The sequence below is a fragment of the Pseudomonas sp. S2_C11 genome (assembly GCF_054668395.1).
The window spans coordinates 3,716,252-3,738,929 of record NZ_CP162765.1; the positions used below are offsets into that span (position 1 = coordinate 3,716,252).

20 protein-coding genes are annotated in these 22,678 nt (G+C 59.9%); all 20 read right to left on the reverse strand.

Annotation, left to right across the window (positions count from 1 at the left end; translation table 11 throughout):
• Position 1: 1 nt before the first annotated feature.
• The 20 genes from fliG to AB4N48_RS16905 all read right to left on the reverse strand — a co-directional run bounded on the left by fliG (position 2) and on the right by AB4N48_RS16905 (position 22,676).
• Complete coding sequence (gene fliG / locus AB4N48_RS16810; RefSeq protein ID WP_016771079.1) at positions 2 to 1,021, reverse strand: flagellar motor switch protein FliG; 1,020 nt, start codon at positions 1,019 to 1,021, stop codon at positions 2 to 4.
• Complete coding sequence (fliF, locus tag AB4N48_RS16815) at positions 1,014 to 2,801, reverse strand: flagellar basal-body MS-ring/collar protein FliF (RefSeq protein WP_041479017.1); 1,788 nt, start codon at positions 2,799 to 2,801, stop codon at positions 1,014 to 1,016. Before fliF ends, fliG begins: the two co-directional genes overlap by 8 nt.
• Positions 2,802 to 2,815: 14 nt before the next feature.
• Complete coding sequence (fliE, locus tag AB4N48_RS16820) at positions 2,816 to 3,145, reverse strand: flagellar hook-basal body complex protein FliE (RefSeq protein ID WP_016771081.1); 330 nt, start codon at positions 3,143 to 3,145, stop codon at positions 2,816 to 2,818.
• Positions 3,146 to 3,273: 128 nt separating this feature from the next.
• On the reverse strand, positions 3,274 to 4,656 hold the full coding sequence (locus tag AB4N48_RS16825; protein ID WP_460094001.1) for a sigma-54-dependent transcriptional regulator: 1,383 nt from the start codon (positions 4,654 to 4,656) through the stop codon (positions 3,274 to 3,276).
• Between the two features lie 5 nt (positions 4,657 to 4,661).
• Positions 4,662 to 5,873, reverse strand: coding sequence for a sensor histidine kinase (locus AB4N48_RS16830; protein WP_460143618.1), 1,212 nt, complete (start codon positions 5,871 to 5,873; stop codon positions 4,662 to 4,664).
• Positions 5,874 to 5,983: 110 nt separating this feature from the next.
• Positions 5,984 to 7,459 carry a sigma-54 dependent transcriptional regulator gene (locus tag AB4N48_RS16835; RefSeq protein WP_041479014.1) on the reverse strand — a complete coding sequence of 492 codons (1,476 nt, stop codon included), beginning with the start codon at positions 7,457 to 7,459 and terminating at the stop codon, positions 5,984 to 5,986.
• A gap of 172 nt (positions 7,460 to 7,631) precedes the next feature.
• Entirely contained in the window at positions 7,632 to 7,928 is a 297-nt protein-coding gene (locus AB4N48_RS16840; protein ID WP_016771085.1) for a hypothetical protein, read from the reverse strand.
• Between the two features lie 11 nt (positions 7,929 to 7,939).
• On the reverse strand, positions 7,940 to 8,338 hold the full coding sequence (gene fliS / locus AB4N48_RS16845) for a flagellar export chaperone FliS (RefSeq protein WP_041479013.1): 399 nt from the start codon (positions 8,336 to 8,338) through the stop codon (positions 7,940 to 7,942).
• Between the two features lie 129 nt (positions 8,339 to 8,467).
• On the reverse strand, positions 8,468 to 9,916 hold the full coding sequence (fliD, locus tag AB4N48_RS16850; protein ID WP_041479012.1) for a flagellar filament capping protein FliD: 1,449 nt from the start codon (positions 9,914 to 9,916) through the stop codon (positions 8,468 to 8,470).
• A gap of 82 nt (positions 9,917 to 9,998) precedes the next feature.
• Positions 9,999 to 10,355 carry a flagellar protein FlaG gene (locus AB4N48_RS16855; protein ID WP_041479011.1) on the reverse strand — a complete coding sequence of 119 codons (357 nt, stop codon included), beginning with the start codon at positions 10,353 to 10,355 and terminating at the stop codon, positions 9,999 to 10,001.
• A gap of 72 nt (positions 10,356 to 10,427) precedes the next feature.
• Positions 10,428 to 11,288, reverse strand: coding sequence for a flagellin domain-containing protein (locus tag AB4N48_RS16860; RefSeq protein ID WP_016771090.1), 861 nt, complete (start codon positions 11,286 to 11,288; stop codon positions 10,428 to 10,430).
• 242 nt (positions 11,289 to 11,530) lie between these two features.
• Positions 11,531 to 11,797: a hypothetical protein gene (locus AB4N48_RS16865; protein WP_056783793.1), complete on the reverse strand. Its 267-nt coding sequence runs from the start codon at positions 11,795 to 11,797 to the stop codon at positions 11,531 to 11,533.
• Positions 11,794 to 13,083, reverse strand: a complete 1,290-nt coding sequence (locus AB4N48_RS16870) for a motility associated factor glycosyltransferase family protein (RefSeq protein ID WP_252885562.1) — start codon at positions 13,081 to 13,083, stop codon at positions 11,794 to 11,796. Before AB4N48_RS16870 ends, AB4N48_RS16865 begins: the two co-directional genes overlap by 4 nt.
• Positions 13,084 to 13,170: 87 nt before the next feature.
• The gene (locus AB4N48_RS16875; RefSeq protein WP_016771093.1) at positions 13,171 to 14,097 is read right to left on the reverse strand and encodes a ketoacyl-ACP synthase III; all 927 of its coding nucleotides are present in this window, start codon (positions 14,095 to 14,097) and stop codon (positions 13,171 to 13,173) included.
• A 227-nt stretch (positions 14,098 to 14,324) separates the two neighbouring features.
• Positions 14,325 to 15,377, reverse strand: a complete 1,053-nt coding sequence (pseI, locus tag AB4N48_RS16880) for a pseudaminic acid synthase (RefSeq protein WP_460094004.1) — start codon at positions 15,375 to 15,377, stop codon at positions 14,325 to 14,327.
• A complete protein-coding gene (gene pseG, locus AB4N48_RS16885; RefSeq protein WP_252879646.1) occupies positions 15,370 to 16,875 on the reverse strand; it encodes a UDP-2,4-diacetamido-2,4,6-trideoxy-beta-L-altropyranose hydrolase in 1,506 nt (501 codons plus the stop codon). Before pseG ends, pseI begins: the two co-directional genes overlap by 8 nt.
• A complete protein-coding gene (gene pseF / locus AB4N48_RS16890; protein ID WP_095180711.1) occupies positions 16,872 to 17,567 on the reverse strand; it encodes a pseudaminic acid cytidylyltransferase in 696 nt (231 codons plus the stop codon). Before pseF ends, pseG begins: the two co-directional genes overlap by 4 nt.
• 6 nt (positions 17,568 to 17,573) lie before the next feature.
• Positions 17,574 to 18,737 (reverse strand): UDP-4-amino-4,6-dideoxy-N-acetyl-beta-L-altrosamine transaminase, encoded by a 1,164-nt coding sequence (gene pseC / locus AB4N48_RS16895; protein ID WP_460094007.1) that lies wholly within the window; start codon positions 18,735 to 18,737, stop codon positions 17,574 to 17,576.
• Positions 18,734 to 19,735, reverse strand: a complete 1,002-nt coding sequence (gene pseB, locus AB4N48_RS16900; RefSeq protein ID WP_041479004.1) for a UDP-N-acetylglucosamine 4,6-dehydratase (inverting) — start codon at positions 19,733 to 19,735, stop codon at positions 18,734 to 18,736. Before pseB ends, pseC begins: the two co-directional genes overlap by 4 nt.
• A 28-nt stretch (positions 19,736 to 19,763) precedes the next feature.
• Positions 19,764 to 22,676, reverse strand: a complete 2,913-nt coding sequence (locus AB4N48_RS16905) for a glycosyltransferase family 2 protein (RefSeq protein ID WP_095180709.1) — start codon at positions 22,674 to 22,676, stop codon at positions 19,764 to 19,766.
• Between the last annotated feature and the right edge of the window lie 2 nt (positions 22,677 to 22,678).

The following is a 22,678-nucleotide window of genomic DNA, read 5'->3' on the forward strand; positions in this document are numbered from 1 at the left end:
CTTAGATCATTTCCTCGCCGCCCTTGCCACCCAGCACGATCTCGCCGGCTTCGGCCATACGACGGGCAATGGTGAGGATTTCCTTCTGCGCGGTTTCGACATCGCTGACGCGCACCGGGCCTTTCGCCTCGAGGTCGTCGCGCAACAGTTCGGCGGCACGCTTGGACATGTTCTTGAAGATCTTTTCCTTGACGCCCTCGTCCGAGCCCTTGAGGGCCAGCACCAGCACATCGGAAGAGACTTCGCGCAACAGCGCCTGAATGCCACGGTCGTCGACGTCGGCAAGGTTGTTGAACACGAACATGAGGTCTTCGATCTGACCGGACAGGTCTTCGTCGACTTCGCGGATCGAGTCCATGAGCTGGCCTTCGATCGAGCTGTCGAGGAAGTTCATGATGTCGGCCGCACGCTTGATGCCACCCAGGGTGGTGCGCGAGGCGTTCGAGTTGCCGGAGAACTGTTTCTCGAGAATCTGGTTGAGTTCTTTCAAGGCGGCCGGTTGCACGGTGTTCAACGACGAGACGCGCAGGATGATGTCCAGACGCACTTTGTGGTCGAAGTTGCCGAGCACTTCACCGGCCTGATCCGGGTCGAGGTACGCGACCACGATTGCCTGGATTTGCGGGTGTTCGTAACGGATGACGTCAGCGACTGCGCGCGGCTCCATCCATTTCAGGCTGTCGAGGCCGCTGGTGTTGCCACCGAGCAGGATGCGGTCGATCAGGCCGTTGGCCTTATCTTCGCCCAGGGCCTGGGTGAGCATCTTGCGCACGTAGTCGTCGGATCCGACGCCGAGGCTGGTCTGATCACCGACGATGTCGACGAACTCGCTCATCACCTGCTCGACCTGTTCGCGATGGACGTTGCCCATCTGCGCCATGGCCACGCCGACGCGCTGAACCTCTTTGGGCCCCATGTGGCGCAACACTTGCGCAGCATCGGTCGAACCCAGGGACAGCAGCAGAATCGCGGCTTTGTCGACCTTGGTCAGTTTGACGGTGGCGGCTCGGTTATCACTCATCTGCGTTAATCCACTCTTTCACGACCTGAGCCACGCGACCCGGGTCTTCAGCTACCAGACTCTTGATTGCATTCAGTTGTGCGTCATAACCCTCGCTCGGGCTCGGCAACAGAATGCTCTGCGGACCACCGAGGCTCACGCGGTCGTTGGCCAGTTCGCCGTCCAGGCCGCCCATGCCACCGAGTTCCACGTCGCTGCCCAGACCGGCCAGCTCCTTGCCTTTGCCACCGCCGGTGATGTTGTTGAGCACCGGACGCAGCACACCAAACACCAGTACGAGGATGAACAGCACACCCAGCACTTGTTTGACGATGTCCCAGAACCATGGCTGGGAGTAGAACGGAATATCGGCAATCACTTCGCCGCGCTCGGCGGAGAACGGCATGTTGATCACACTGACGCTGTCGCCACGGCTGGCGTCGAAACCGACCGCGTCCTGCACCAGACGGGTAAAGCGCGCCAATTCGTCGGCGCTCCACGGCGCACGGCTGGTTTCGCCGTTGGCCGGGTTGATCTTGACCTGATCGTCGACCACCACCGACACCGACAGGCGATTGAGACGGCCCTGCTGCTGCTTGGTGTGGCTGATCGAACGGTCGAGCTCGAAGTTCTTGGTGGATTGTTGACGCTTGTCCGCCGGGTACGGTGCGAGCATCGGCTGGCCGGTGGCCGGGTCCATGATCTGCTGGCCGTTGGCATCAACCAAAGGCTGACCTGGCTGAATCATTCCGGCCGGTGCGGCGGTGCCACCGGTGGTCTGCGGCGCCGAGGCAGGCGACGGCGGCTGGTTGCTCAGGGCACCCGGCACACCTTGCGGACCATTGCTGGCGGTGCGTTGTTCATTGACCGACTGCTCGCTGCGCAACGCCGGTTGGTCCGGGTTGAACTGCTCGGCAGTCGATTCGACGGCACTGAAATCGACGTCGGCGGAGACTTCAGCCTTGTAGCGATCGTTGCCCAGTACCGGTTGCAGAATGTTGTGCACGCGCTGGGTGAGCATGCTTTCCATGCGGCGGCTGTAATCGAACTGCTTGCCGGCCATGGTCATTTCCGAGTTCTCCGCCTGATCGGAGAGCAGGTTGCCCTTCTGATCGACGACGGTGATCTGCGATTTGCTCAACTCGGGCACGGAAGTCGCGACCAAATTGATGATCGCCACCACCTGACCCGGCTCAAGCGAACGCCCGCTGTACAGCTCGACCAGTACCGAAGCGCTAGGCTTGCGCTCGTCACGGACGAACACCGAACTCTTCGGAATGGCCAGATGCACGCGGGCACCCTTGACGTTGTTCAGGCTGGAGATGGTCCGCGCCAGTTCGCCTTCGAGGCCGCGACGATAACGGGTCGCTTCCATGAACTGGCTGGTGCCCAGACCCTGTTCCTTGTCGAGGATTTCGAAACCGATGTTGCCGTCGCTGGGAGTGACACCAGCGGCAGCGAGTTTCATCCGCGCACGGGACAGGTCGTCGGCCTTGACCAGCAAGGCGCCGGAATTGGGTTCTACGTTGTAGGGAATGTCAGCGGCGGCCAGGGTTTCCATGACCTGCTTGGCGTCCATACCGGCAAGGCTGCCGTACAGTGGACGGTAATCCGGCTGCTGCGACCACAGCACCACGGCAAAGCCAATCGCCACGCTCGCTGCCAGACCAACCAACAGGCCGACCTGACGCAGCACGGTCATCTGGGAAAGGTTTTCCAGAAAGGACAGGCCGAACAGCGGCGGTTTGCCGTCGATCGGGGTGGCCTTGGCCGGAACGTTATCAGCGACTGCTTCTGCCATGACTTATTTCGCCCTTAAACCGGCATCTGCATGATGTCTTGGTAAGCCTGGACCAGCTTGTTGCGCACCTGGGTCAGAGCCTGGAACGACACGCTGGCTTTTTGCGACGCAATCATGACGTCAGTCAGGTCGACACCGCTCTTGCCGATCTCGAACGCGTTGGCCAGTTGAGTCGACGCCTGCTGGGTATCGCTGACTTTATTGATCGCCTGACCGAGCATGTCGGAAAAGCTGCTGCCCGCGATTTCAGGGACAGCGGCAGTCGATTTACGCGCAGACATGGCATCCACTTTCATGGCCTGCATGTCCATCATCAACCGATTAAATTCAATACCTTGGCTCATGGTCTACTCTCTTGGGCGGCCCGCAATTTTTTGACACTCACTCGGCGGGTACACAGGTATTAGCAACAAGGGTGCCAGCTAGTGGGCACCCTTCTGAGAAAAGCATCTGGAATGTTTTGCAGCATCGATCAGGTGGCGAACAGATAACCTTCGACATCCATCCCGGCATCGCGCATTTGCGCCAGTTTGTAGCGCAGGGTGCGCGGGCTGATGCCGAGCTTTTCGGCAGCTTCCTTACGGCGGCCACGCTCGGCGCGCAGGGTGTCGATGATCATCTGAAACTCCCGGCGGCGCAGGTCATCGCCCAGCGCGCCGGAAGAATCCGCCTCGATTTCCACCTCGCGGATCACTGGTGCCGCGACCGGCAACAGCGCAAATGTCACCGCACCGCTCAGGCAAAAATCCTGCGGCTGAATCAAACCGCCCTGCTGCAGAATCAACGCGCGCTGAATGGCGTTGTCCAACTCCCGCACGTTGCCCGGCCACGGGTACGCGGTCAGACAAGCTTGAGCTTCGGGGGACAGCTTCGCTGCTGCGTGCTTCATTTTATTGACGTGTTTGGCCAACAATTTTTCCGCCAGCGGCAGGATATCGGCAGTGCGCTCGCGAAGTGGACGCCAGGCCAAGGGAAAAACCGACAAGCGGTAAAACAGGTCTTCGCGAAAACGCCCCGCCGCCACTTCGCCGGCCAGATCACGGTTGGTCGTGGCGACCACGCGGATATCCAGACTGATCGGCTTGCGCGCGCCCACTCGCTCCACTTCACGCTCTTGCAGGACGCGCAGCAACTTGGCTTGCAGGGCCAGGGGCATTTCGGAAATTTCGTCGAGCAGAATGGTGCCGCCGTCCGCTTGCTCGAACTTGCCGGCCTGCGAGGCGATGGCGCCGGTGAACGAGCCCTTCTCATGGCCGAACAGTGTTGCTTCGAGCATGTTGTCGGGGATCGCCGCGCAGTTGATCGCAATAAACGGCTGGCTCGCCCGTCGCGATTGCTGGTGGATATAGCGCGCCAGCACTTCTTTACCGGTGCCGGACTCGCCGGAGATGAGGACAGTCGAATCACTGCGCGCAACCCGCGCCGCCAACTCAAGCAACTGCGCACTGGCCGGTTCAACGGCGACGGGGCCTTCCGCTTCGCCAGCATCAATGCAGCCCAGCGCATGTCGCGCCACCAGATCGAGCAATGCCTTGGGCTCAAACGGCTTGACCAGATAATCCGCCGCGCCTTGGCGCATCGCATCGACCGCACGCTCGACGGCGCCGTGGGCGGTCATCAATAGCACCGGCAATTGCGGCTGGCGTGCGCGCAGCAACGCAAGCAATTGATGACCGTCCATGCCCGGCATGTTGACGTCGCTGACCACCAGGCTGAAAGCTTGCTGCGCGACGGCCGTCAGCGCTTCTTCGGCGCTGCCGACGGCGTGATAGTCGTGGCCGGCGAGCAGCAGCGTATCGGCCAGCGCCTCGCGCAACGAACGGTCATCCTCGACCAGCAACACCTTGATGCCCATGACGTTTATTCAACTCCTTGTGCAGCGGAAAACAGCGGCAGACTGACCTGCGCGCAAGTGCCGCGCCCGACTCGCGAACGCAGGGTCAATTCTCCCTGATGCGCACGGGCCACCGCTTTGACCACGGTCAGGCCGAGGCCGGTGCCGGTGACCTTGGTAGTAAAAAAAGGCTCGCCGAGGCGCGCCAAAACTGTCGGCTCAATGCCGCTGCCACTGTCGCTGACACACAGACGCAGGGTGTTGCCTCTGGTGTAGCAATGCACTTTCAGGCGCGCTTCGCCAGCGCTGGCCTGAATGGCGTTTTCAATCAGATTCAGTAATGCGCCGACCAGTGTGTCGCGGTTGCACAGCAACTCACCGGCATGGCTGTCGCACTGCCAGCGGATCGGCAGGTCCTGCACATGGGTCAGCGCCGCAGCCTGCAGCGACTGCATCAAGGCACCGGGCGTGAGGCGGTCGGTCAGCGGCAATTCACCGCGAGCGAACACCAGCATGTCGCGCACTTGATGTTCGAGTTCGTGCAGACGCTCTTTCAAGCGGCCGGCAAAGCGTTGCTGGGTTTCCACTGGCAGTTGCTGTTCAGTCAAATGACCGGCGTAGAGCAAAGCGGCGGACAGCGGTGTTCGAATCTGGTGGGCCAGCGAGGCAACCATGCGCCCCAGCGATGACAAACGTTCGTGGCGCGCCAACTGGTCTTGCAGATGACGTGTTTCCGTCAAGTCGTTGAGCAGCACCAACTGCCCCGGCTCGGCATCCAGCGAGCGGGTGGAAATCGACAGGCGTCGACCGTTTTTCAAGGAGATTTCATGACCGTCGTCTTCACGGGGAGCGAAGCAGCGTGCAATCACATGGCGCCAGAGTTCGCCCTCGAGTGGCGAGCCGAGCAGATCGATCGCGGCCGGATTGGCTTCGCGCACCAGACCGTGGCCGTCGATGACGATCACACCGCCGGGCAACAGGTCGAGGAGGTTTTGCAGGCGATTGGCCAGGCGTTCTTTTTCCGCCAGTTCCTGCATGCGCTGGGCGCTGACCACGGCCAGCTCACCCTTGAGCTCGGTGACCCGCGCTTCGAGCAGGCTGTAGGAGTCGGTCAGCTGGCTCGACATCTGGTTGAACAGCTGAAAGGCCTGCTCAAGTCCCTGACGACTTGCCTGCTCTACGGACGAGGGTTGCCCCACGATATTGGAGGCAGAAGAGATCTGGGCGGCTTGGGGCATTGGGCTCTCTCGCTTGGCTGACCGTCAGTGAAACGGAACGTTGCGAGGGCTATAGCAATACCCGTGCCTAAAAAAAACCGCTTATAAATGAAGCGCTTGAAAAACAGGCGTCAATCATCCGCCTGTTCATCTCCTCCAGCACGGCTCATGCCGTACTTGCGCATCTTCTCGACCAGGGTGGTGCGACGAATACGCAGACGCTCAGCGGCACGGGCGACAATGCCATTGGCATCGTCCAGCGCTTGCTGAATCAGGCCCTGCTCCAGGCCCCCGAGGTAGTCCTTGAGGTCGAGACCTTCCGGCGGCAGCAGTGCATTGGCGCTGAAGTCCGGCGTATGGCCGTTGATGGCCACGCGTTCTTCCAGATCGCTGCGCAGGCTGTCGACCATCTGCTCGTCTTCGTCGTCGACGTAGCGGAATTTCTTCGGCAACTCGACCACGCCGATCACCCCGTACGGATGCATGATCGCCATGCGCTCGACCAGGTTGGCGAGTTCGCGGACGTTGCCCGGCCAGCCGTGACGGCACAGCGACATGATCGCCGCCGAGTTGAAACGGATCGAACCGCGCTTCTCGTGCTCCATGCGCGAGATCAGTTCGTTCATCAGCAGCGGGATGTCTTCGACGCGCTCACGCAGTGGCGCCATTTCGATCGGGAACACGTTCAGGCGATAGTAGAGGTCTTCGCGGAACGAGCCGATCTCGATCATGCTTTCGAGATTCTTGTGCGTTGCGGCAATGATGCGCACGTCGACGCTCTGGGTCTTGTTGCTGCCCACGCGTTCGAAGGTGCGCTCTTGCAATACGCGCAGCAGCTTGACCTGCATTGGCAGCGGCATGTCGCCGATTTCGTCGAGAAACAGCGTGCCGCCATTGGCCAGCTCAAAGCGCCCGGCACGGCTGGTGATCGCGCCAGTGAAGGCGCCCTTCTCGTGGCCGAACAGTTCGCTTTCCAGCAGTTCCGCCGGAATAGCGCCGCAGTTGACTGGTACGAATGGCGCGTCGCGGCGTTTGGAGTGATAGTGCAGGTTGCGCGCGACCACTTCCTTGCCGGTGCCGGACTCGCCGAGGATCAGCACGCTGGCGTCGGTGTCGGCCACTTGCTGCATCATCTGCCGGACGTGCTGAATCGCACGGCTGGTGCCGACAAGACTGCGGAAAAGATTGGGTTCGCGATGACGGCCGCGTTCGCGGGCCTGGTCGTACATTTCGCGATAGACCTGGGCGCGATGCAGCGAATCGAGCAATTTGCTGTAGCTGGGCGGCATTTCCAGGGTCGACAGCACGCGGCGACGCTGGTCTTCAGGCAGGTCAACGGAAGAATTATCGCCCATTAACAAAACCGGAAGGAACTCATCCCAGGTTGCGAGTGTCTTTAGCAAGCCCAAAAGCGCGCCAGGAGCATTAACGGTCCCGATCAGTACGCAAATGACTTCACGACTAGACGACAAAGAGCCGACTGCCTGCTGCCAGTCATGGCTGCCGCAGGGTAAATTTTCTTCGCCAAGAAAATTTAGAATCACCGCCAGGTCGCGGCGGCGGACGCTATCGTCATCGATCAGCAGAATTTTGGTTTCACGCCACATGCAATAGCAACTTCCCTAGTCAACTCAATGCCCGAAAAATGGGGCAAGCGAGACGCTTGCAGGACACCTTGTGCCTGTAGACGCCCTAAACCTGATAATAGCCACTAGTTAAGTCAAAAAACCGTGCACAGTCAAATTTATGGCGCACATCTCTGGTTCAACTGACGGTTAATCAACCAAACAGATGGTAAACCTTTGCAGCCTTTTGCGCTTGGGTGATCTGCGACATCTCGTTGGCTATCGCCTGCCGCTCGCCCATTGCCACCTCGAGAAGCTCTTTGTAGACGAATAGCAGCTCTTCAAGGTTATCGCGTAACGCAACTTCGTCCAGCGAAGCTTCCGCCATGACGTCTTCCATGCAGGAACGGCAAGCCAGATCCAGCTCGCCAATGGCTTCCCAGTTTCGCTCGGCCAATGCTCCGACCAACGCTTCACGGGTATCGGCAATTCGCTGCAATACAAGACTCATGGTGATCTCCTTCAGAACTGCGGAGCCGGCACGGGCGCGATGGCGTCCCAACCTTCTTTGACCGTGGTCAGCAGGCCGGCGACTTCGTCGAGTACACGGGGATCGCTGCTGATGTTCGCCTCGGCGAGGCGCTTCATCATGTAGATGTACAGGCCATCCAGATCGGCCAGTGCCTCTGCATTGTTTTCAAGGTCGAGACCTTCACGCAGGCCACTGACAATGCCGATGGCCTTGCTGATCGCCGTGCACTTGCCGGGAATATCCTTGCGCTCAATGGCGCCCTTGGCCTGCGCAATCCGGGCCAGGCCACCTTCCATCAACATTTGCACCAGGCGGTGCGGGCTCGCTTCGGACGTCTGCGCATGGGCGCCGACTTTCTGGTACTGCCGAAGGGCTAACATCGGGTTCATGTTCTACCTCATTGCCACGTTGACTCGTATAACCAGTGTATCGCCAACCGGCCCGAAAACTTTAGATCAAAAGACAAAAACCCGGCGCACGCCGATAAAGCGTAGCCGGGTTTTTGTCGTTACTGACTGTTACTTCGCGGACTGCTGAGCGTTCAGCGAGCTGAAGAACGACGTGATGTTGCTCGCCGTTGCCTTCATCTGCCCTACCAGCAAGTCCATGGCGTTGTACTTGGCCGTCAATGTCGACGTCAGGTTGGCAACCCGCAGATCCAGCGCCGCCTGCTGCTTCTGCAAGCCGCTCGTCAGACTCGCCAGGTTGGAGCTGCGCTGATCCAGCAGCCCACCGGTCTTGACGTACGGATCAACCGCCGCAGTCATACGCGCCAACAGACCATTCTTGGCATCGGTGCCGCTGAAGAGCTGCTGAACCTGGCCAGCCATGCCTGGGATTTCCATACGCTTGTTGAACACTGCAGTATCGAGCGTCAGCAAACCGGTTTTACTGTCAGTCAACACACCCATCTGTGAAAGCACGGACAATTGGCCTGCTCCGCCCGCCCCTGGATCTGTCAACTGAGCGCGCACGTCCGCCATCAACGAACGCGGCAGAGCGTCACCAGTGAACGCCGCCGAAACGGTCAGATTGCCATCGGCATCCGGCGTTGCCTTGGACAAGGTGTCGATGGTTTTCTTCAGGGTGTTATAGGAATCGATGAACGATTGCAGCGATGTCTGGATGCCGGCGGTATTGGTCGCAACCGATACAGTAGCCGGCGTTGGCACGCCGCCCACGACGGGACTCGCAGTGACCAGATTCAGCGTCATGCCGCTGATCGCACCGGTAACGGTGTTGGTCTTGCTGGTAACGGCCAGTCCGTCGATGGTCAGGCTCGCGTCCTTGGCCACATCACCGACCGCACCGGATGCCCCTGCCGCAGGACTGTCACCCATCTTCTGGGTGCCATCGATCTCGAGACCGGCGATACCGCTGACCTGCAGGTCCATGCCGGCGCCCGTCTTGTTGGAGCTCAGTACCAGACGCGAGGCGCCGGTACTGTCAGTCACGATGTTCGCGGAAATGCCATTGCTGGACTGCGCGGTGTTGATCGCATCGCGCGTGGACTGCAAGGTAGCATTAGCCGGAATCGCGACATTGTAATCAATGCCATTCTGACTGATTTTCAGAGTACCACTCGGAATGGCACTGGCGGCCCCGCCGGCAAAGGCGGCACTGGCAACTTTCGAGCCGGTGGCCAGGTTTTTCACGACTACGCTGTAAGTACCCGGCACGGCGGTTTTATCCGAAGTGGCACCGACGACAGTTGGCGCATCCGAGGTTGCAGTAAAACCGGCAAACGCCGGGCTTGTTGCCTTGTTCAGATCACCCATCGCTTTCTGATAGGCCGCCAATGCACTTTTCAGCGAACCAACGCCGGAAATCTTCAGGCTGTTGCTTTTGGTCGCGGTATCGATCTGCGTCTGCTTGGCAGACTTGTCGGCGTTGACCAGCGCGGTCACGATCGCGCCGATGTCCAGGCCGGAACCCAGTCCGGAACCCGGTAGAATTGGACTTGCCATGTGCATCTCCCTTCAGATTGCTGCCATTCTTTTGACCGTTACACGCGTCCTGAGAACGAACAAACACTATTCATGCCATTTATCAGACCTTGGCGTCGAACAATACATGACTTGCATTGGCGAGGCTGTCGGCCAGTTTGAGGGCTTCGGCGGAAGGAATCTGTCGAACGACTTCACCCGTCTCGCTCGCGATCACCTTGACGATGACCTTGCCGGAATGCTCGTCAATCGAGAACTCCAGATTACGCTTGATCGACTGGACGAACTTTTCGATCTCTTGCACCGCCAGCTTCAACTTGGCGCCGTCCGAATCCTGATCCTTGGCAGCGACCGGTGCTTCAGTCTTTTGGACTTTAGGCAGCTCTGACGGTTTGTCAGCAACCGGTGTCACTGGCTTGGGAGCCGGATAAGACACGTTAAGCTTTACGCTCATGTCCATGCCCATCACCTCTTAACGTAAAAAAGCGAGAGAGCACGACAAGCGCACTCCCCCGCCTAAACTTGTTCCGGATTACTGAAGCAGCTTCAGTACAGCGGAAGGCAGTTGGTTGGCTTGAGCCAGTACGGAGGTCGAAGCTTGCTGCAGAGTCTGCTGCTTGGTCAGGTTAGCAGTTTCTGCGGCGAAGTCGGTGTCCTGTACACGACCCTGAGCAGCGGTGGTGTTTTCAGTGATGTTCTGCAGGTTGGAGATGGTGCTGGTCAGACGGTTTTGCGAAGCACCCAGGCTGGCACGGGTTGCACCGATTGCAGCGATAGCGGCGTCGATTGCAGTGATCGCGTTGTCGATGTTCTGCGAAGCAGAACCAGCACCAGTACCCGAAGTACCGGTCAGAACTACAGTACCGCTACCTACCGACAGGCTGACGGCGTCGAACTTGGAGCTCAGTACCAGGTCGATGTGGTTAGCCGAACCGGTGTTTGCGCCAACTTGCAGGGTCACAGTACCAGCCGAACCGTCCAGCAGGTTTTTGCCGTTCAGGTTGGTAGCAGCCGAGATACGGGTGATTTCGTCAGACATCTGAGCGAATTCAGCGTTGGTAGCGGTCTGGTCAGCGGTGCCGTTGGTACCGTTACGAGCTTTAACAGCCAGTTCACGCATACGCTGCAGGATGTCGGTCGAAGCTTGCAGAGCGCCTTCAGCGGTCTGGGCAACGGAGATACCGTCGTTGGCGTTCTGGATGGCCTGGGTGTTACCGCGGATCTGCGAGGACATACGGTTGGAGATCTGCAGGCCAGCGGCGTCGTCTTTGGCGCTGTTGATTTTCAGGCCGGAAGACAGGCGCTGCATCGAGGTGGACAGAGCGTCGGAAGCGCGGTTCAGGTTTTTCTGAACGTTCAACGATGTGGTGTTGGTGTTTACTGTTAAAGCCATGACGAATTCCTCGTTGGTTGGGTACTGCGGCTTCCGGCCCTGGCAACCGCCGGGTATGGCCTAGAGAACCTTCGTAATAGTTATCGTCGGGTTTGCAGGTTGCTTGAGGGCTTTTTGAAAAAATTTTGCCATCACCACGCCACCCCCGAGAAAACAAAGACTTAGCAGCACATCCAGCGCGAAAAAATGACGTCATAAAACCGCCTGTAACGCAAAGCCGCGGGCCAGCGCTGCGCAGCGGTTCAGCGCCTGGCACTTTCCAGCAATTCAACCAGTTCGTATTCCATATAGTCGGCCAGTCCCAACCAGTCCTGGCGCTCCTGGCAATCGAGCATTTGCATGAGCACCTGTGCCCACGCCTGCTGGATATCCACTGAGGCAGACGACAGAGATTGATGGGCCTGTTCGAACACATCGACCATGGTCAACGCCGCCTCGACATCACGCCCCAAGCGAAACAAAGCCGCGCACTGGCGGCACTGATGCTGACTCTGGTTCAGCGCACTCATTGCACGAACTCCGGATTGAAAGCGGTCCCGGCAATCGATGCACCGGCGCGGCTGCTGTTGAGAAACTCGACCTGCGGATGCGCAGCGATATAACGCTCAAGCACACATAGATAGCCGCGAAAATTCAGCTGAGTGCTGACGCGCTGACCATGACCATCGCGCACCCAGTGCCGCGCCTGGGCCAGCGGCGGGCCTAAATCGCCGTCGTCCCAACCGGCGTGGGTCTTGTTCATCGGGAAGGCGAAGTCGGCGCCAAACAGAGTGATTCGGCTCGCGCCCATTTTTACCGCGAGATCCACCGCCGGATGGATCACGCTACCGCCCACGTGCAGCTCACCACGTGGATACTGTTCTCGCAGGTCGCTGTAGATCGGGCTGGCCGAATAGCCGCCATAACGCTTGCCCTTCCATGCCTTCAATACATGCGGATCGCTCATCGGCAAGTACACCAGCGCAATGTTCTCGGACGCCTCGCACGGCAGATGCCGAAAGCCGATGCGCTGATCGATGCTCACCACCAGATCAGGCTCGATGCCGTGCTCACGCAATGGCCGATAGGCCGTATCAACGCAGATGAACAACGGCCGCTCAGCAAGCTGACGGATCGCCGCCAGACGTTCGAAATGCTGCTCCAGTGTCGGCCCGGTGGCGATCACGTAGACTTCGCGCCCGGCGCAGCTACCGAACAACTGCGCCACATCAACATCGCCAAGCAACACCGGCAGACATTCCTGCAAGCGCTGCTGGATTTCCGGTGACCGCGGATCGAAATCGCGGTTGTTGAATGTCAGGTGTACTTCATTGATCAGCCGGTCGCGGATCTTCGCGTTGAAGTCATCGGCCAATAACATCTCGGCCGGCAGGGCAAAGAACGGGGTGAAAAAGTCCGGGTGATCACCCGCGTAAAACAGTTCGACCCGGGGATCCTGCAGCCACTGGCGCTGATCGAGCAGTTGCAGTACCAGCGCGAACAGCGCGCCGTTGAGAATGTGCACGTACAGACGCTCCAGCCCTGCGCGCTCAAGCAGCACACCGGGCAAATCGCCGAGGCCAGTGCCATAGACGTGAACATGCGGTTTTTCCGGCAGGCTCGCCGCCTGGATCTGCGCCTCATGCAGTCGATCATGGCGACTGGTGAGCTGAATGCCATCGACGCTCAGCGTCGAGCCCAGTCCTTGCACGAGTTCGGCCTGCACGGACGCGCTGTCTTCAGCCATCAATCGCTCAAACAGCGCCGGCCAGCGCCGTTGCAACACCTCGGCATTGGCTTGGAAAAACTCGCTCATGGCGCCTCGCGCTCCTTCTCGGGCAAAAAAATAGCGTTCAAGGTTAACCTTGAACGCTATTTTTGTATCAGAGGTTTTTGCTGCGGCTTACGGACGATAGATGATCGCCGAGCCCCACGACAGACCGACACCAAAACCGCTCAGCGCAACGCGCTGCCAGTCGGAATCGAGCACGTGTTTTTCCAGCAGTAGCGGAATGCTCGACGACACGGTGTTGCCGGTTTCGACCATGTCCTTGATGAACTTCTCCGGTTCGCCTTCAAAGCGTCGCGCCACGGCGTCGACAATCGCCGCGCTGCCCTGGTGAATGCAGAATGCGTCGATGTCATCGGCCTTGAGATTGGAATCGTCGAGCAACTCGTGCAAGTGCGCCGGCACTTTCAGCAGAGCGAAGTTGAACACCTGACGACCATTCATGAAGAACACGCCGTTGCTGACTTTCAGGTGCGGTGCGCCGGAACCGTCGGTGCCGAACTTGGCCTTGCCCAGCGCCCAGGTCGGGTTTTCGCCCATCCAGGTGGCGGTGGCGGCATCGCCAAACAACATGGTGGTGTTGCGGTCTTCCGGGTCAACGATTTTCGAGTACGGGTCAGCGGTGATCAGCAGGCCATTCTTCAGGCCGGCGGCTTCCATGAAGCCCTTGATCGCGTAGATGCCGTATACATAACCGGAGCAGCCCAACGAGATATCGAACGCTGCGACATTGGTCGGCAGGCCGAGCTTGTCCTGGACGATTGCCGCTGTGTGCGGCAGGCCTTCTTCATCACCGTTCTGGGTGACGACAATCAACGCGTCGATCGATTCACGCTTGAGTTCAGGATTGCTGGCAAACAGCGCATTGGCCGCTTCCACGCACAGGTCAGAAGTTTCCTGCTCAGCGTCTTTGCGCGGCAGGAACGCCGAACCGATCTTGCCCAGGATGAATTCTTCATCCTTCTCGAATTTTGCACCTTGTGCGTAATTGTCCACGCCGGCTACAGGAACGTAGCTCGCAATGCTTTTTATGCCAATCATTACGGCTTCCCAATAAAAAACAGCCCAAAACCACCGCTCGCAAGCATTCGAGGGGCGCCGACAAACAGAAAACGGCCGCCACAATGGGCAGCCACGGGAAGCGCAAAGGGCTATCACTGGAACCGCAAAACGGGCCAGGCGCCATCTCCCCGGTCAATACAATACAGTGAAGATGCGCGTTATGACTCGCAGGTCACGCTATTTTGCCGAATCGATGGCAGATTGGCCTATTCGACCAGCGACCAGTCCAGCGGCGTACCGCGCTTGATCGCGGTGCGCGCACGGCGTCCGAGGACGGCATCGGTGTGCTTGGGCGGCAGGCCGAGGCCGGGACGAATGGCACGCAGATTGTCGCCGGTAAAGGCTTCACCGGCGGCCATGTCAGCGGTGACATACAGCGAGCGGCGATAGACCAGCGACTTGCGCTCGGCCTCGGTCGGACCATACTGAACACGCCCCATGGCCTGCCAGGCACGTTCGGTTTCGACGACCAGACTGGCCAGCTCCGCAGGCTCAAGGGAAAAACTCGCGTCCACGCCACCGGCCGAACGATCAAGGGTGAAGTGTTTCTCCACCACCGTCGCGCCCAGCGCCACCGCCGCCACCGACACGCCAACGCCCATCGAATGATCTGACAGCCCCACCTCGCAACCAAACAGCTCGCGCAGATGCGGGATCGTGCGCACGTTGCTGTTGAGTGGCGTGGCCGGATAGGTGCTGGTGCACTTGAGCAACACCAGATCCTTGCAGCCGGCCTCGCGGGCGGCACGCACGGTTTCATCCAGTTCGGCGATGCTGGCCATGCCGGTGGAGATGATCAGTGGTTTGCCGGTCGCTGCCACTCGACGGATCAACGGCAGATCGGTGTTTTCAAAACTGGCAATCTTGTACGCCGGCACTTCAAGGCTTTCGAGAAAATCCACCGCGCTGTCATCGAACGGCGTCGAGAACGCGAGCATTCCCAACTCTTTGGCCCGAGCAAAAATCGGCGCGTGCCACTCCCACGGTGTGTGGGCTTTTTCGTAGAGATCGTAGAGCGACGTGCCGGCCCACAGACTGCCCGGATCCTTGATGAAGAATTCGCCTTCAGCCAAATCCAGGGTCATGGTTTCGGCGGTGTAGGTTTGCAGCTTCAAGGCATGCGCCCCGGCCTTGGCTGCCGCCTCGACGATTTGCAAAGCGACGTCGAGAGACTGGTTATGGTTGCCGCTCATCTCGGCAATGATGAACGGCGGCGCATCGGCACCGATGGTGTGGTGGCCAATCTTGAAACTAGACATGCGGGTGATCCTTCAAAACACGGCTGAACGCACAGGTTTCCTGGATGAATCCGGCGTCGCGGAAGACTTTCAATGAGGACTGATTGGCCGGCATGACCCGCGCAGTAATGCGCGTCAATTGCGGCCAGTGCGCAGCGACAAACGCTTCGCCACGGCTGAGCACTGCCCTGCCCCAACCGAGGCCGAAACGCCCCTCCAGCAGATAAATCGAGACTTCGGCTTCAAACCCGCGCAAGTCGTAACGCAGCACCCCGACCGGGCCGTCGTCCGCCTCGGCAATCAGTAGCAGTCGCTGCGGATTGCGCAGACTCGCCGTCAGCCAGTGCAGATGCTGCGCCCAATCGATAACGCCGGTTTCCAGCGACCAGCGCCGCACTGCTTCGGCATTGCGTCCATCGAACAGCAACTGCGCATCGTCCTGGGTCGCCGGGCGCAGTTTCAGCACCGCACCGGCCAGCGCCGCCGCCACACGCTCGGCACCGCGCCCGTCGACCAGTTGCCGCGAACGCTCGGCGAGGCTGCGGCGCAAAAAATGATTGTTCACGACGAAGCCGACCGCATCACGCAACTGCTCGACGCTGACCTGTTCCCGAGCACCCATGAACACATGCGCACCGGCAGCGGCCATGACTTCGCCGTTGGCCTGCTGATTGTTCGCCACGGCGATGCAGATCGTCGGCAAACCCAACGCCGCGCGCTCCCAACTGGTGCCACCGCCGGCGCCGATAAACAGATCGGCCTCAGTCATGCGCTGATGGAAATCGCTGACGAAACTGTGCAGGCGCCAGTTCGGTCGCGTCTCGGCCAACGCTTGCATCTGCGTCCACGCCGGGTTGTCGGCGCCAGCGACGAAGTCCACCTGCAACTCAGTGAAATCAGCCAGCGCCAGCATCGCATGATGAGTCTGCCTCGCCGCGTCGAAACCGCCGAAATTCACCAGCACGCGCCGGGCCTTCGGTTTGATCTCGATGGCATCGCAGTTGAATTCTTCGCGCAGCATGGCGTAGCGCGGGCCGAGCAAGGTGCGACAGCCTGGCGGCAGCAGCGCCGCGTAGTTTTCACTCAAGCCCGAGAGGTTCTGATTGAGCAGCAGATCGACGCTGTAACGCCGCGTGGCCAGATCATCCACGGCGGCGATTCGATGCGCCCAGCGCCGGGCAGCGGTTTGCCAGTGATGATCGAGGCCGTAATGGTCGACGATGATCCAGTCGAACGGTGCCTGTCCATCCAGCAGCAGGCCCAGTGCATCAATATCGAACTGCCACGGCAACATCGATTCGATGGCCTGCAGCGGGTCTTCGTCTCGATAGCGCTCGGGCAGTGCAAAGGTCTCGAAGCCTTCGGCATTCAAGGCTTCGAGTCGATGCCCCGGCAAACGCCGACAGGCAAACGCAACATGACTGCCCTGCCCGCGCAGCATCCGCGCCAGGGTCAGGCAGCGGGCAATGTGGCCGCTGCCGATGGTTGGCGAGGCGTCGGCGCGGATCAGCACTCTCATTGCAGTTCTCCGCCGGCTCTGAGTGCGGCGTACAGATATTCGGCGCGTTGCCAGTCTTCGGGCGTGTCGATGTCCTGGACCAAATGACGCGGCAGGATCACCGGCAGGCTCGCTGGCGAGAACAGCGTCTCGCCACGCAGCCACGCTTCGCTGCGCCCCCAGTAAAATTGCCCGGCATCCTGAAACGCTTCGGGCAGATCCTGCGAACGGGTGGTACGAAATTCGGGGTACATGGACATCAAAGCGCCCTCCTCGTCGAGGGTCAGTGCGCGCTGCACCGGGAAACCGAAACCGCACACCGAAAAGGCAAATGACTTGTGCGGATGCTGCTTGAGCAAATCCAGACCCTGACGCAGATAACGCGCCTGCAACAACGGCGCGGTCGCGTACACGCAGCAGGCGTAATCGAACGTCGGCAATTGCTGCAAGGCATGCACGATCACCGCAGCGGTACCGGTGAAATCATCGGCCAGATCGGCCGGTCGCATGAACGGCACTTCAGCGTCATGTGCTCGTGCGACGTCGGCGATTTCGTCATCGTCGGTGCTGACCACAACGCTCTCGAACAGCCCTGACTCCAGCGCCGTGCGAATCGAGCGGACGATCATCGGTACGCCGTCGAACGGTTTGAGATTCTTGCGCGGAATGCGCTTGCTGCCACCACGGGCGGGGATGATCGCGACGCAGCTCACGGTGCCTTACTCCTCAAGCAGCAGCCGACGCAGTTGCTCGACCACCTGATCCTGTTGTGCCTCACTGAGCAAAGGGAACAGCGGCAAGCTGAGCGCCTCGGCGTAATAGCGCTCGGCCTCGGGAAAATCGCCCTCGGCAAAGCCCAGCTCTCGATAGTAAGGCTGCAAGTGCACGGGAATGTAGTGCAGATTGACGCCGATGCCAGCGTTGCGCAAACCTTCGAACACTTGGCGATGACTGAGGTTGCAGCGCTCGGTCTGCAAGCGCACCACATACAGGTGCCACGCCGAATCGGCTTCTGGCTGCGCGCTCGGCAAGGTCAGCGGCAGGTAGGCGAGCAACTGATCGTAACGCGCGGCCAGTTCCCGGCGACGTGCGACAAACTCATCAAGTTTGCGTAGTTGCGACAGTCCCAGCGCCGCTTGCAGATCGGTGATCCGGTAATTGAAGCCCAGCTCGACTTGCTGGTAATACCACGCCCCGTGGCTCGGCTCGGTCATGTGCTCGGGATCGCGGGTCATGCCGTGGCTGCGCAGGCGTCGCAGACGTTCGGCCAGCACCGGGCGATTGGTCAGGACCATGCCGCCTTCGGCGCTGGTAATGATTTTCACCGGGTGAAAACTGAACACCGTCATCGCCGCGAAGTCGCCACAACCGACTGGACGCCCGGCGTAGCTGGCGCCCACGGCGTGCGAGGCGTCTTCGATCACGGTGAAGTTGTAGCGCACCGCCAGGTCGGCAATCTTGCGCATATCGCAGCTCTGCCCGGAGAACGCGACGGCGACGAGGACTTTGGGCAGCGTGCCGTCGCGTTCGGCCTGTTCGAGCTTTGCTTCAAGGGCAAAGGCATCGAGGTTCCAGGTCAGCGGATCGATGTCGACGAAATCAACCTCGGCGCCGCAATAGCGCCCGCAATTGGCCGAAGCCAGAAACGTATTCGGCGAGGTCCACAAGCGATCGCCCGGCCCCAGGTCAGCGGCCAGACAGGCGATGTGCAGCGCCGCCGTGGCATTGCACACCGCTACGGCGAAATCCGCCTGACAGCGCTCGGCCATCGCCTGCTCGAAACGTTCTATGGTCGGCCCCTGGGTCAGCCAGTCCGATTGCAGGACTTCGACCACCGCGTCGATGTCCGCCTGATCAAGGCTCTGCCGACAGTAAGGGATCATACCGACAGCTTCGCGTGCAGATCGGCGATCTGCCCCACTGAAAGGAAATGCGGGTTGGTGTCCGAGCGATACTCGAAATCCTCGCCCACCGCACGGCCACGTTCACCGAGTTTATCGACGGCGAAATCGACGTCGACGCTGGTAAAACGAATCGACGGCTGAATCGTGTAGTGATCCTCGAACTCCAGGGTCATGCGCGCATCGTCCAGCGGCACCATCAGTTCATGCAGCTTTTCGCCCGGACGAATGCCGACGTTTTTGTGCGGCAGATGTTCAGCCATGCCGCGCGCCAGATCGACGATGCGGATCGACGGGATCTTCGGCACGAACACTTCGCCGCCGTGCATCCGCGCAAAGCTGTCGAGGACGAACTGCACGCCGTGGTCGAGGGTGATCCAGAACCGCGTCATGCGCTCGTCGGTGATCGGCAATTCTTGCGCGCCGTCAGCGATCAGCTTGCTGAAAAACGGCACCACCGAGCCGCGCGAGCCAGCGACGTTGCCGTAGCGCACCACGGCGAAACGGGTCTGCTGCTCGCCGGCAATGTTGTTGGCGGCGACGAACAATTTGTCCGAAAGCAACTTGGTCGCGCCGTACAGATTGATCGGGCTGGCCGCCTTGTCGGTGGACAGCGCGACGACTTTCTTTACGCCGTTATCGATCGCAGCGGCGATGATGTTTTCCGCGCCGTTGACGTTGGTACGGATGCATTCGGTCGGGTTGTATTCCGCCGCCGGCACCTGCTTTAGCGCGGCGGCATGCACCACGTAATCGATACCGCGCATGGCCTGACGCAAGCGGTCGGCGTCACGCACGTCACCGATGAAATAACGCATGCACGGCGCATTGAAGGTCTGCTGCATCTCGTACTGTTTCAGCTCGTCGCGGGAGAACACCACCACACGCTTGGGCTGGTATTGCTCCAGCAAGCGACGGATGAAGTTGCGCCCGAACGAGCCGGTGCCGCCGGAGATGAAGATCGATTTACCGTTGAACATTTTTTCAATTCCGTCCCTGTCGCCAGGCTTAAGCGAGCAACTGTGCCCAGTCCAGTGAAGCATTGTCATCGAGCACGAAGCCTTTGCCCTTCAGGCTCAGGTTCGCGTTGTAGGCCTGATCCTGAACGAATGCCGCCGGCCATTTTTCGCGCAGGGCCAGCAGCGCTTGCGGGGCGTCAGGCATACCGCCCTGATGGATGACTTGCACCGCCGGAGTCCATACCGTCAGATAACCGGCCTGCCCGGCGCTCAGGCACAGATCGACATCGCTGAAGCCTTCGGCAAATGTGCTTTCGTCCAGACCGCCGAGCGCCTCGTACAACTCTTTGCGGACCATCAGGCACACGCTCGATACCGCCGAGTAGTTCTGTTCCACCGCCAAGCGGTGCAGGTAACCGTCGGCATCGTGATCTTCACCGACGAAGGGCGAATCGACCCCGCCATTCATGCCCAGGATCAATCCCGCCTGGCTGATCTTGCGATCACGGTCGATCAGTTTTGGCCCGACCACGCCGACCTCCGGACGCAGAGCATGGTTGAGCAAAGAGTCGAGCCAGTTCGGATTGACCACTTCCGCATCGGCGGCGAGCAGCACCAGGTACTCGCCACGCGCCTGACGACTGCCCGCGTTGAATAATCCTGCTGCGCTCAACGTCCGATCAGTACGCAGCACCTGCACTCTGGAGTGCTTGTAAGTCCCGAGCCAGTCATTGATCTCAGCCGTCTGATCCGCAGTGGCGGCGATCAGCACTTCATAGTGATGGTAACGGGTACGCAGCAACACACCTTCAAGGCAACGTTGCAGCACCGCCAGATCGCTGCCCGCCGGAATAATGATCGACACCAGCGGACGATCACTGTGGTGGTAGTCGATCTGGTAAACCCCCGGAACCGCTGACGTCACTTTGCCCTTGTAACCGCGATTGCCCAAATGGCGCAGCAGCGCCAGGCGCTCATCAGCATTCTCGACCAGCTCTGGTGCCTGGCTGATCAATAGCGGCTCGTCGAGGTGAGCCAGGCTGTTGAGGCCGTGTTCTTCGATAAGACGCAGCAGCACATCGAGCTCCAGTGCCTGACTGAAATCAGCGCGATAGCCGCCGATTTCGACCAGCGCATCGCGCCGTACCAGCCAGTGCCGCGCCATCAGCGTTGGCAGGCTCAGCAGCAGATCAAGGTTGAAGCCCGGCCGGAACACGTCGGTCAGGGCACCGTTTTCCTGACGCTGGATTTCGTCGGTGGATACCGCGCGGCAATCGCCGGCGTTCATCAACTCCAGGCTGGCGCGCAACAATCCGCTGGCAGTGAACTCATCACCGGCTTCAGCCAACAGCAGCCAGTCACACGGCGATTGACGAGCGCTTTGATTGAGCTTGTCGATCAGATTGCCCGCGGTCACTCGGACAAAATGCAGGGTGTTCTGTGCCGTGGTCGCGGCGGGCGCTTCGCCGGTGGTGAACACGACAATGCGGAAGGCCTTGCACTGCCCTTCCAGCAAGCTGTCGAGAGACACCTGAAGCTTGTCGATGTCGTCGTCCAGATCCAGCAGAAAAATGCCGAACTGCGGCCCGCCGCCATTCACCGCCAGATGTTGGCCGATTGCCTCGAGGTGAGCGCCGGGCGCACGTGCGGCCAGCCAGTTGAGCAGGCGACCGGACTGCATCTTGTCCATGACCGCATGATGGTCATCGACGGTCAACGCTTCGAGACGCTCGATCCAGGCCTGCATCGCTTGCGCCTCTTCGGCTTGGCCCATCGCAGTCAGCTGAGCCGCCAGCCGCTTGATCACGGTGCGATTGAACGCATTGAGATCGTGAGCCTGCCACAAACGGTCGAGAACGCTTTCCGGCGTGTCGTTGTTGCGTGCTTGCAGCAAGTGCGCCTGACGGGTCCAGACGCCCTCCAGGCCTTCAAGCTGGATGCGCCCCGCCGGCATGGCGTGCAGCATGAATTCGAACTGCGCCAGGCGGTCGAAAAATGCCTCGTTGTAGAACGGCATTTCCACGTACTGCAAAGGCCCGAAACGACGATCCGGGTACTTGAGCTCCTGATTCCAGGTGGACTGGATGATCAGCTCCGCAGTCAGCGCTCGATTCGATTGCAGGCTGTCGACCATTGCCTCGAAGCTTTGCAGGGCAAGCGCTTTGCCCTGCTCGGCGTTCAGCCCTTTGATCTGGGTTGGCAGCGCGGCAAGGAACTCGGCAAAGGCTTCACGCTCGGCGACCGATTTGGCATCGACGTAGGTCAGCGAGTGATACACCTCGGTGCTGTGCTCGGAGGCACCGTAGTTGATCTCCCGAACCACATAAGGGATCGGCAGAATCCGTGCTTTGGCACTGGCCAGCAGGAAATAGACATGGCCGATTTCCTGCCACTGGAAGCTGGTGCCGGGTGGCAATGCCGAGTGCCAGGTCTTCATCAGATCAGTACGGGTCACCGCATAGAACGGCGGGATGTACTGGCTCATGTAATCGATGACCCGCTCCTGAGCCTGTTCAGAGCAGTAGTCTTCCTGGACCTTTTTGTCGCGGCGGTAGTAGCTGACGCCACCGGCCAGCGTCAGGTACATCAGGCAGTAGCCGTGGCACATGCCGTAATCCGGATTGGCCTGCAGGAAACCCACGGATTCGGCCAATGAATCATGCAGGATGAAGTCGTCATCGGCCGCCAGCACCATGTACGGCGTGGTCAGTTGCTCGACACCATAGGCCAGTTTGGCCTGCATCCCCCAGTACGCGAATTGCGGCACATGATGGTAATCGACGGCGGAAAAATCGCCTTCCGGACGTTCCGGCGAGGAGTCGAGCACCATGATCTTGCAGGGCAAGTCGCTGTAATACTTCACAGCCCGACGCAGGAACGCCGGTCGGTTGTGGGTAATGAGCACCACCGTCAACAGCTCATCAAGCGGTAGCGTCAGTTCAGAACTGTACTTGCCTTGCATAA

What these genes read in the sequence shown, in the direction of transcription:
- fliG (WP_016771079.1), bottom strand. Translation starts at nt 1,021, where the DNA reads ATGAGTGATAACCGAGCCGCCACCGTCAAACTGACCAAGGTCGACAAA.
- fliF (WP_041479017.1), bottom strand. Translation starts at nt 2,801, where the DNA reads ATGGCAGAAGCAGTCGCTGATAACGTTCCGGCCAAGGCCACCCCGATC.
- fliE (WP_016771081.1), bottom strand. Translation starts at nt 3,145, where the DNA reads ATGAGCCAAGGTATTGAATTTAATCGGTTGATGATGGACATGCAGGCC.
- AB4N48_RS16825 (WP_460094001.1), bottom strand. Translation starts at nt 4,656, where the DNA reads ATGGGCATCAAGGTGTTGCTGGTCGAGGATGACCGTTCGTTGCGCGAG.
- AB4N48_RS16830 (WP_460143618.1), bottom strand. Translation starts at nt 5,873, where the DNA reads ATGCCCCAAGCCGCCCAGATCTCTTCTGCCTCCAATATCGTGGGGCAA.
- AB4N48_RS16835 (WP_041479014.1), bottom strand. Translation starts at nt 7,459, where the DNA reads ATGTGGCGTGAAACCAAAATTCTGCTGATCGATGACGATAGCGTCCGC.
- AB4N48_RS16840 (WP_016771085.1), bottom strand. Translation starts at nt 7,928, where the DNA reads ATGAGTCTTGTATTGCAGCGAATTGCCGATACCCGTGAAGCGTTGGTC.
- fliS (WP_041479013.1), bottom strand. Translation starts at nt 8,338, where the DNA reads ATGAACCCGATGTTAGCCCTTCGGCAGTACCAGAAAGTCGGCGCCCAT.
- fliD (WP_041479012.1), bottom strand. Translation starts at nt 9,916, where the DNA reads ATGGCAAGTCCAATTCTACCGGGTTCCGGACTGGGTTCCGGCCTGGAC.
- AB4N48_RS16855 (WP_041479011.1), bottom strand. Translation starts at nt 10,355, where the DNA reads ATGGACATGAGCGTAAAGCTTAACGTGTCTTATCCGGCTCCCAAGCCA.
- AB4N48_RS16860 (WP_016771090.1), bottom strand. Translation starts at nt 11,288, where the DNA reads ATGGCTTTAACAGTAAACACCAACACCACATCGTTGAACGTTCAGAAA.
- AB4N48_RS16865 (WP_056783793.1), bottom strand. Translation starts at nt 11,797, where the DNA reads ATGAGTGCGCTGAACCAGAGTCAGCATCAGTGCCGCCAGTGCGCGGCT.
- AB4N48_RS16870 (WP_252885562.1), bottom strand. Translation starts at nt 13,083, where the DNA reads ATGAGCGAGTTTTTCCAAGCCAATGCCGAGGTGTTGCAACGGCGCTGG.
- AB4N48_RS16875 (WP_016771093.1), bottom strand. Translation starts at nt 14,097, where the DNA reads ATGATTGGCATAAAAAGCATTGCGAGCTACGTTCCTGTAGCCGGCGTG.
- pseI (WP_460094004.1), bottom strand. Translation starts at nt 15,377, where the DNA reads ATGTCTAGTTTCAAGATTGGCCACCACACCATCGGTGCCGATGCGCCG.
- pseG (WP_252879646.1), bottom strand. Translation starts at nt 16,875, where the DNA reads ATGAGAGTGCTGATCCGCGCCGACGCCTCGCCAACCATCGGCAGCGGC.
- pseC (WP_460094007.1), bottom strand. Translation starts at nt 18,737, where the DNA reads ATGATCCCTTACTGTCGGCAGAGCCTTGATCAGGCGGACATCGACGCG.
- pseB (WP_041479004.1), bottom strand. Translation starts at nt 19,735, where the DNA reads ATGTTCAACGGTAAATCGATCTTCATCTCCGGCGGCACCGGCTCGTTC.
- AB4N48_RS16905 (WP_095180709.1), bottom strand. Translation starts at nt 22,676, where the DNA reads ATGCAAGGCAAGTACAGTTCTGAACTGACGCTACCGCTTGATGAGCTG.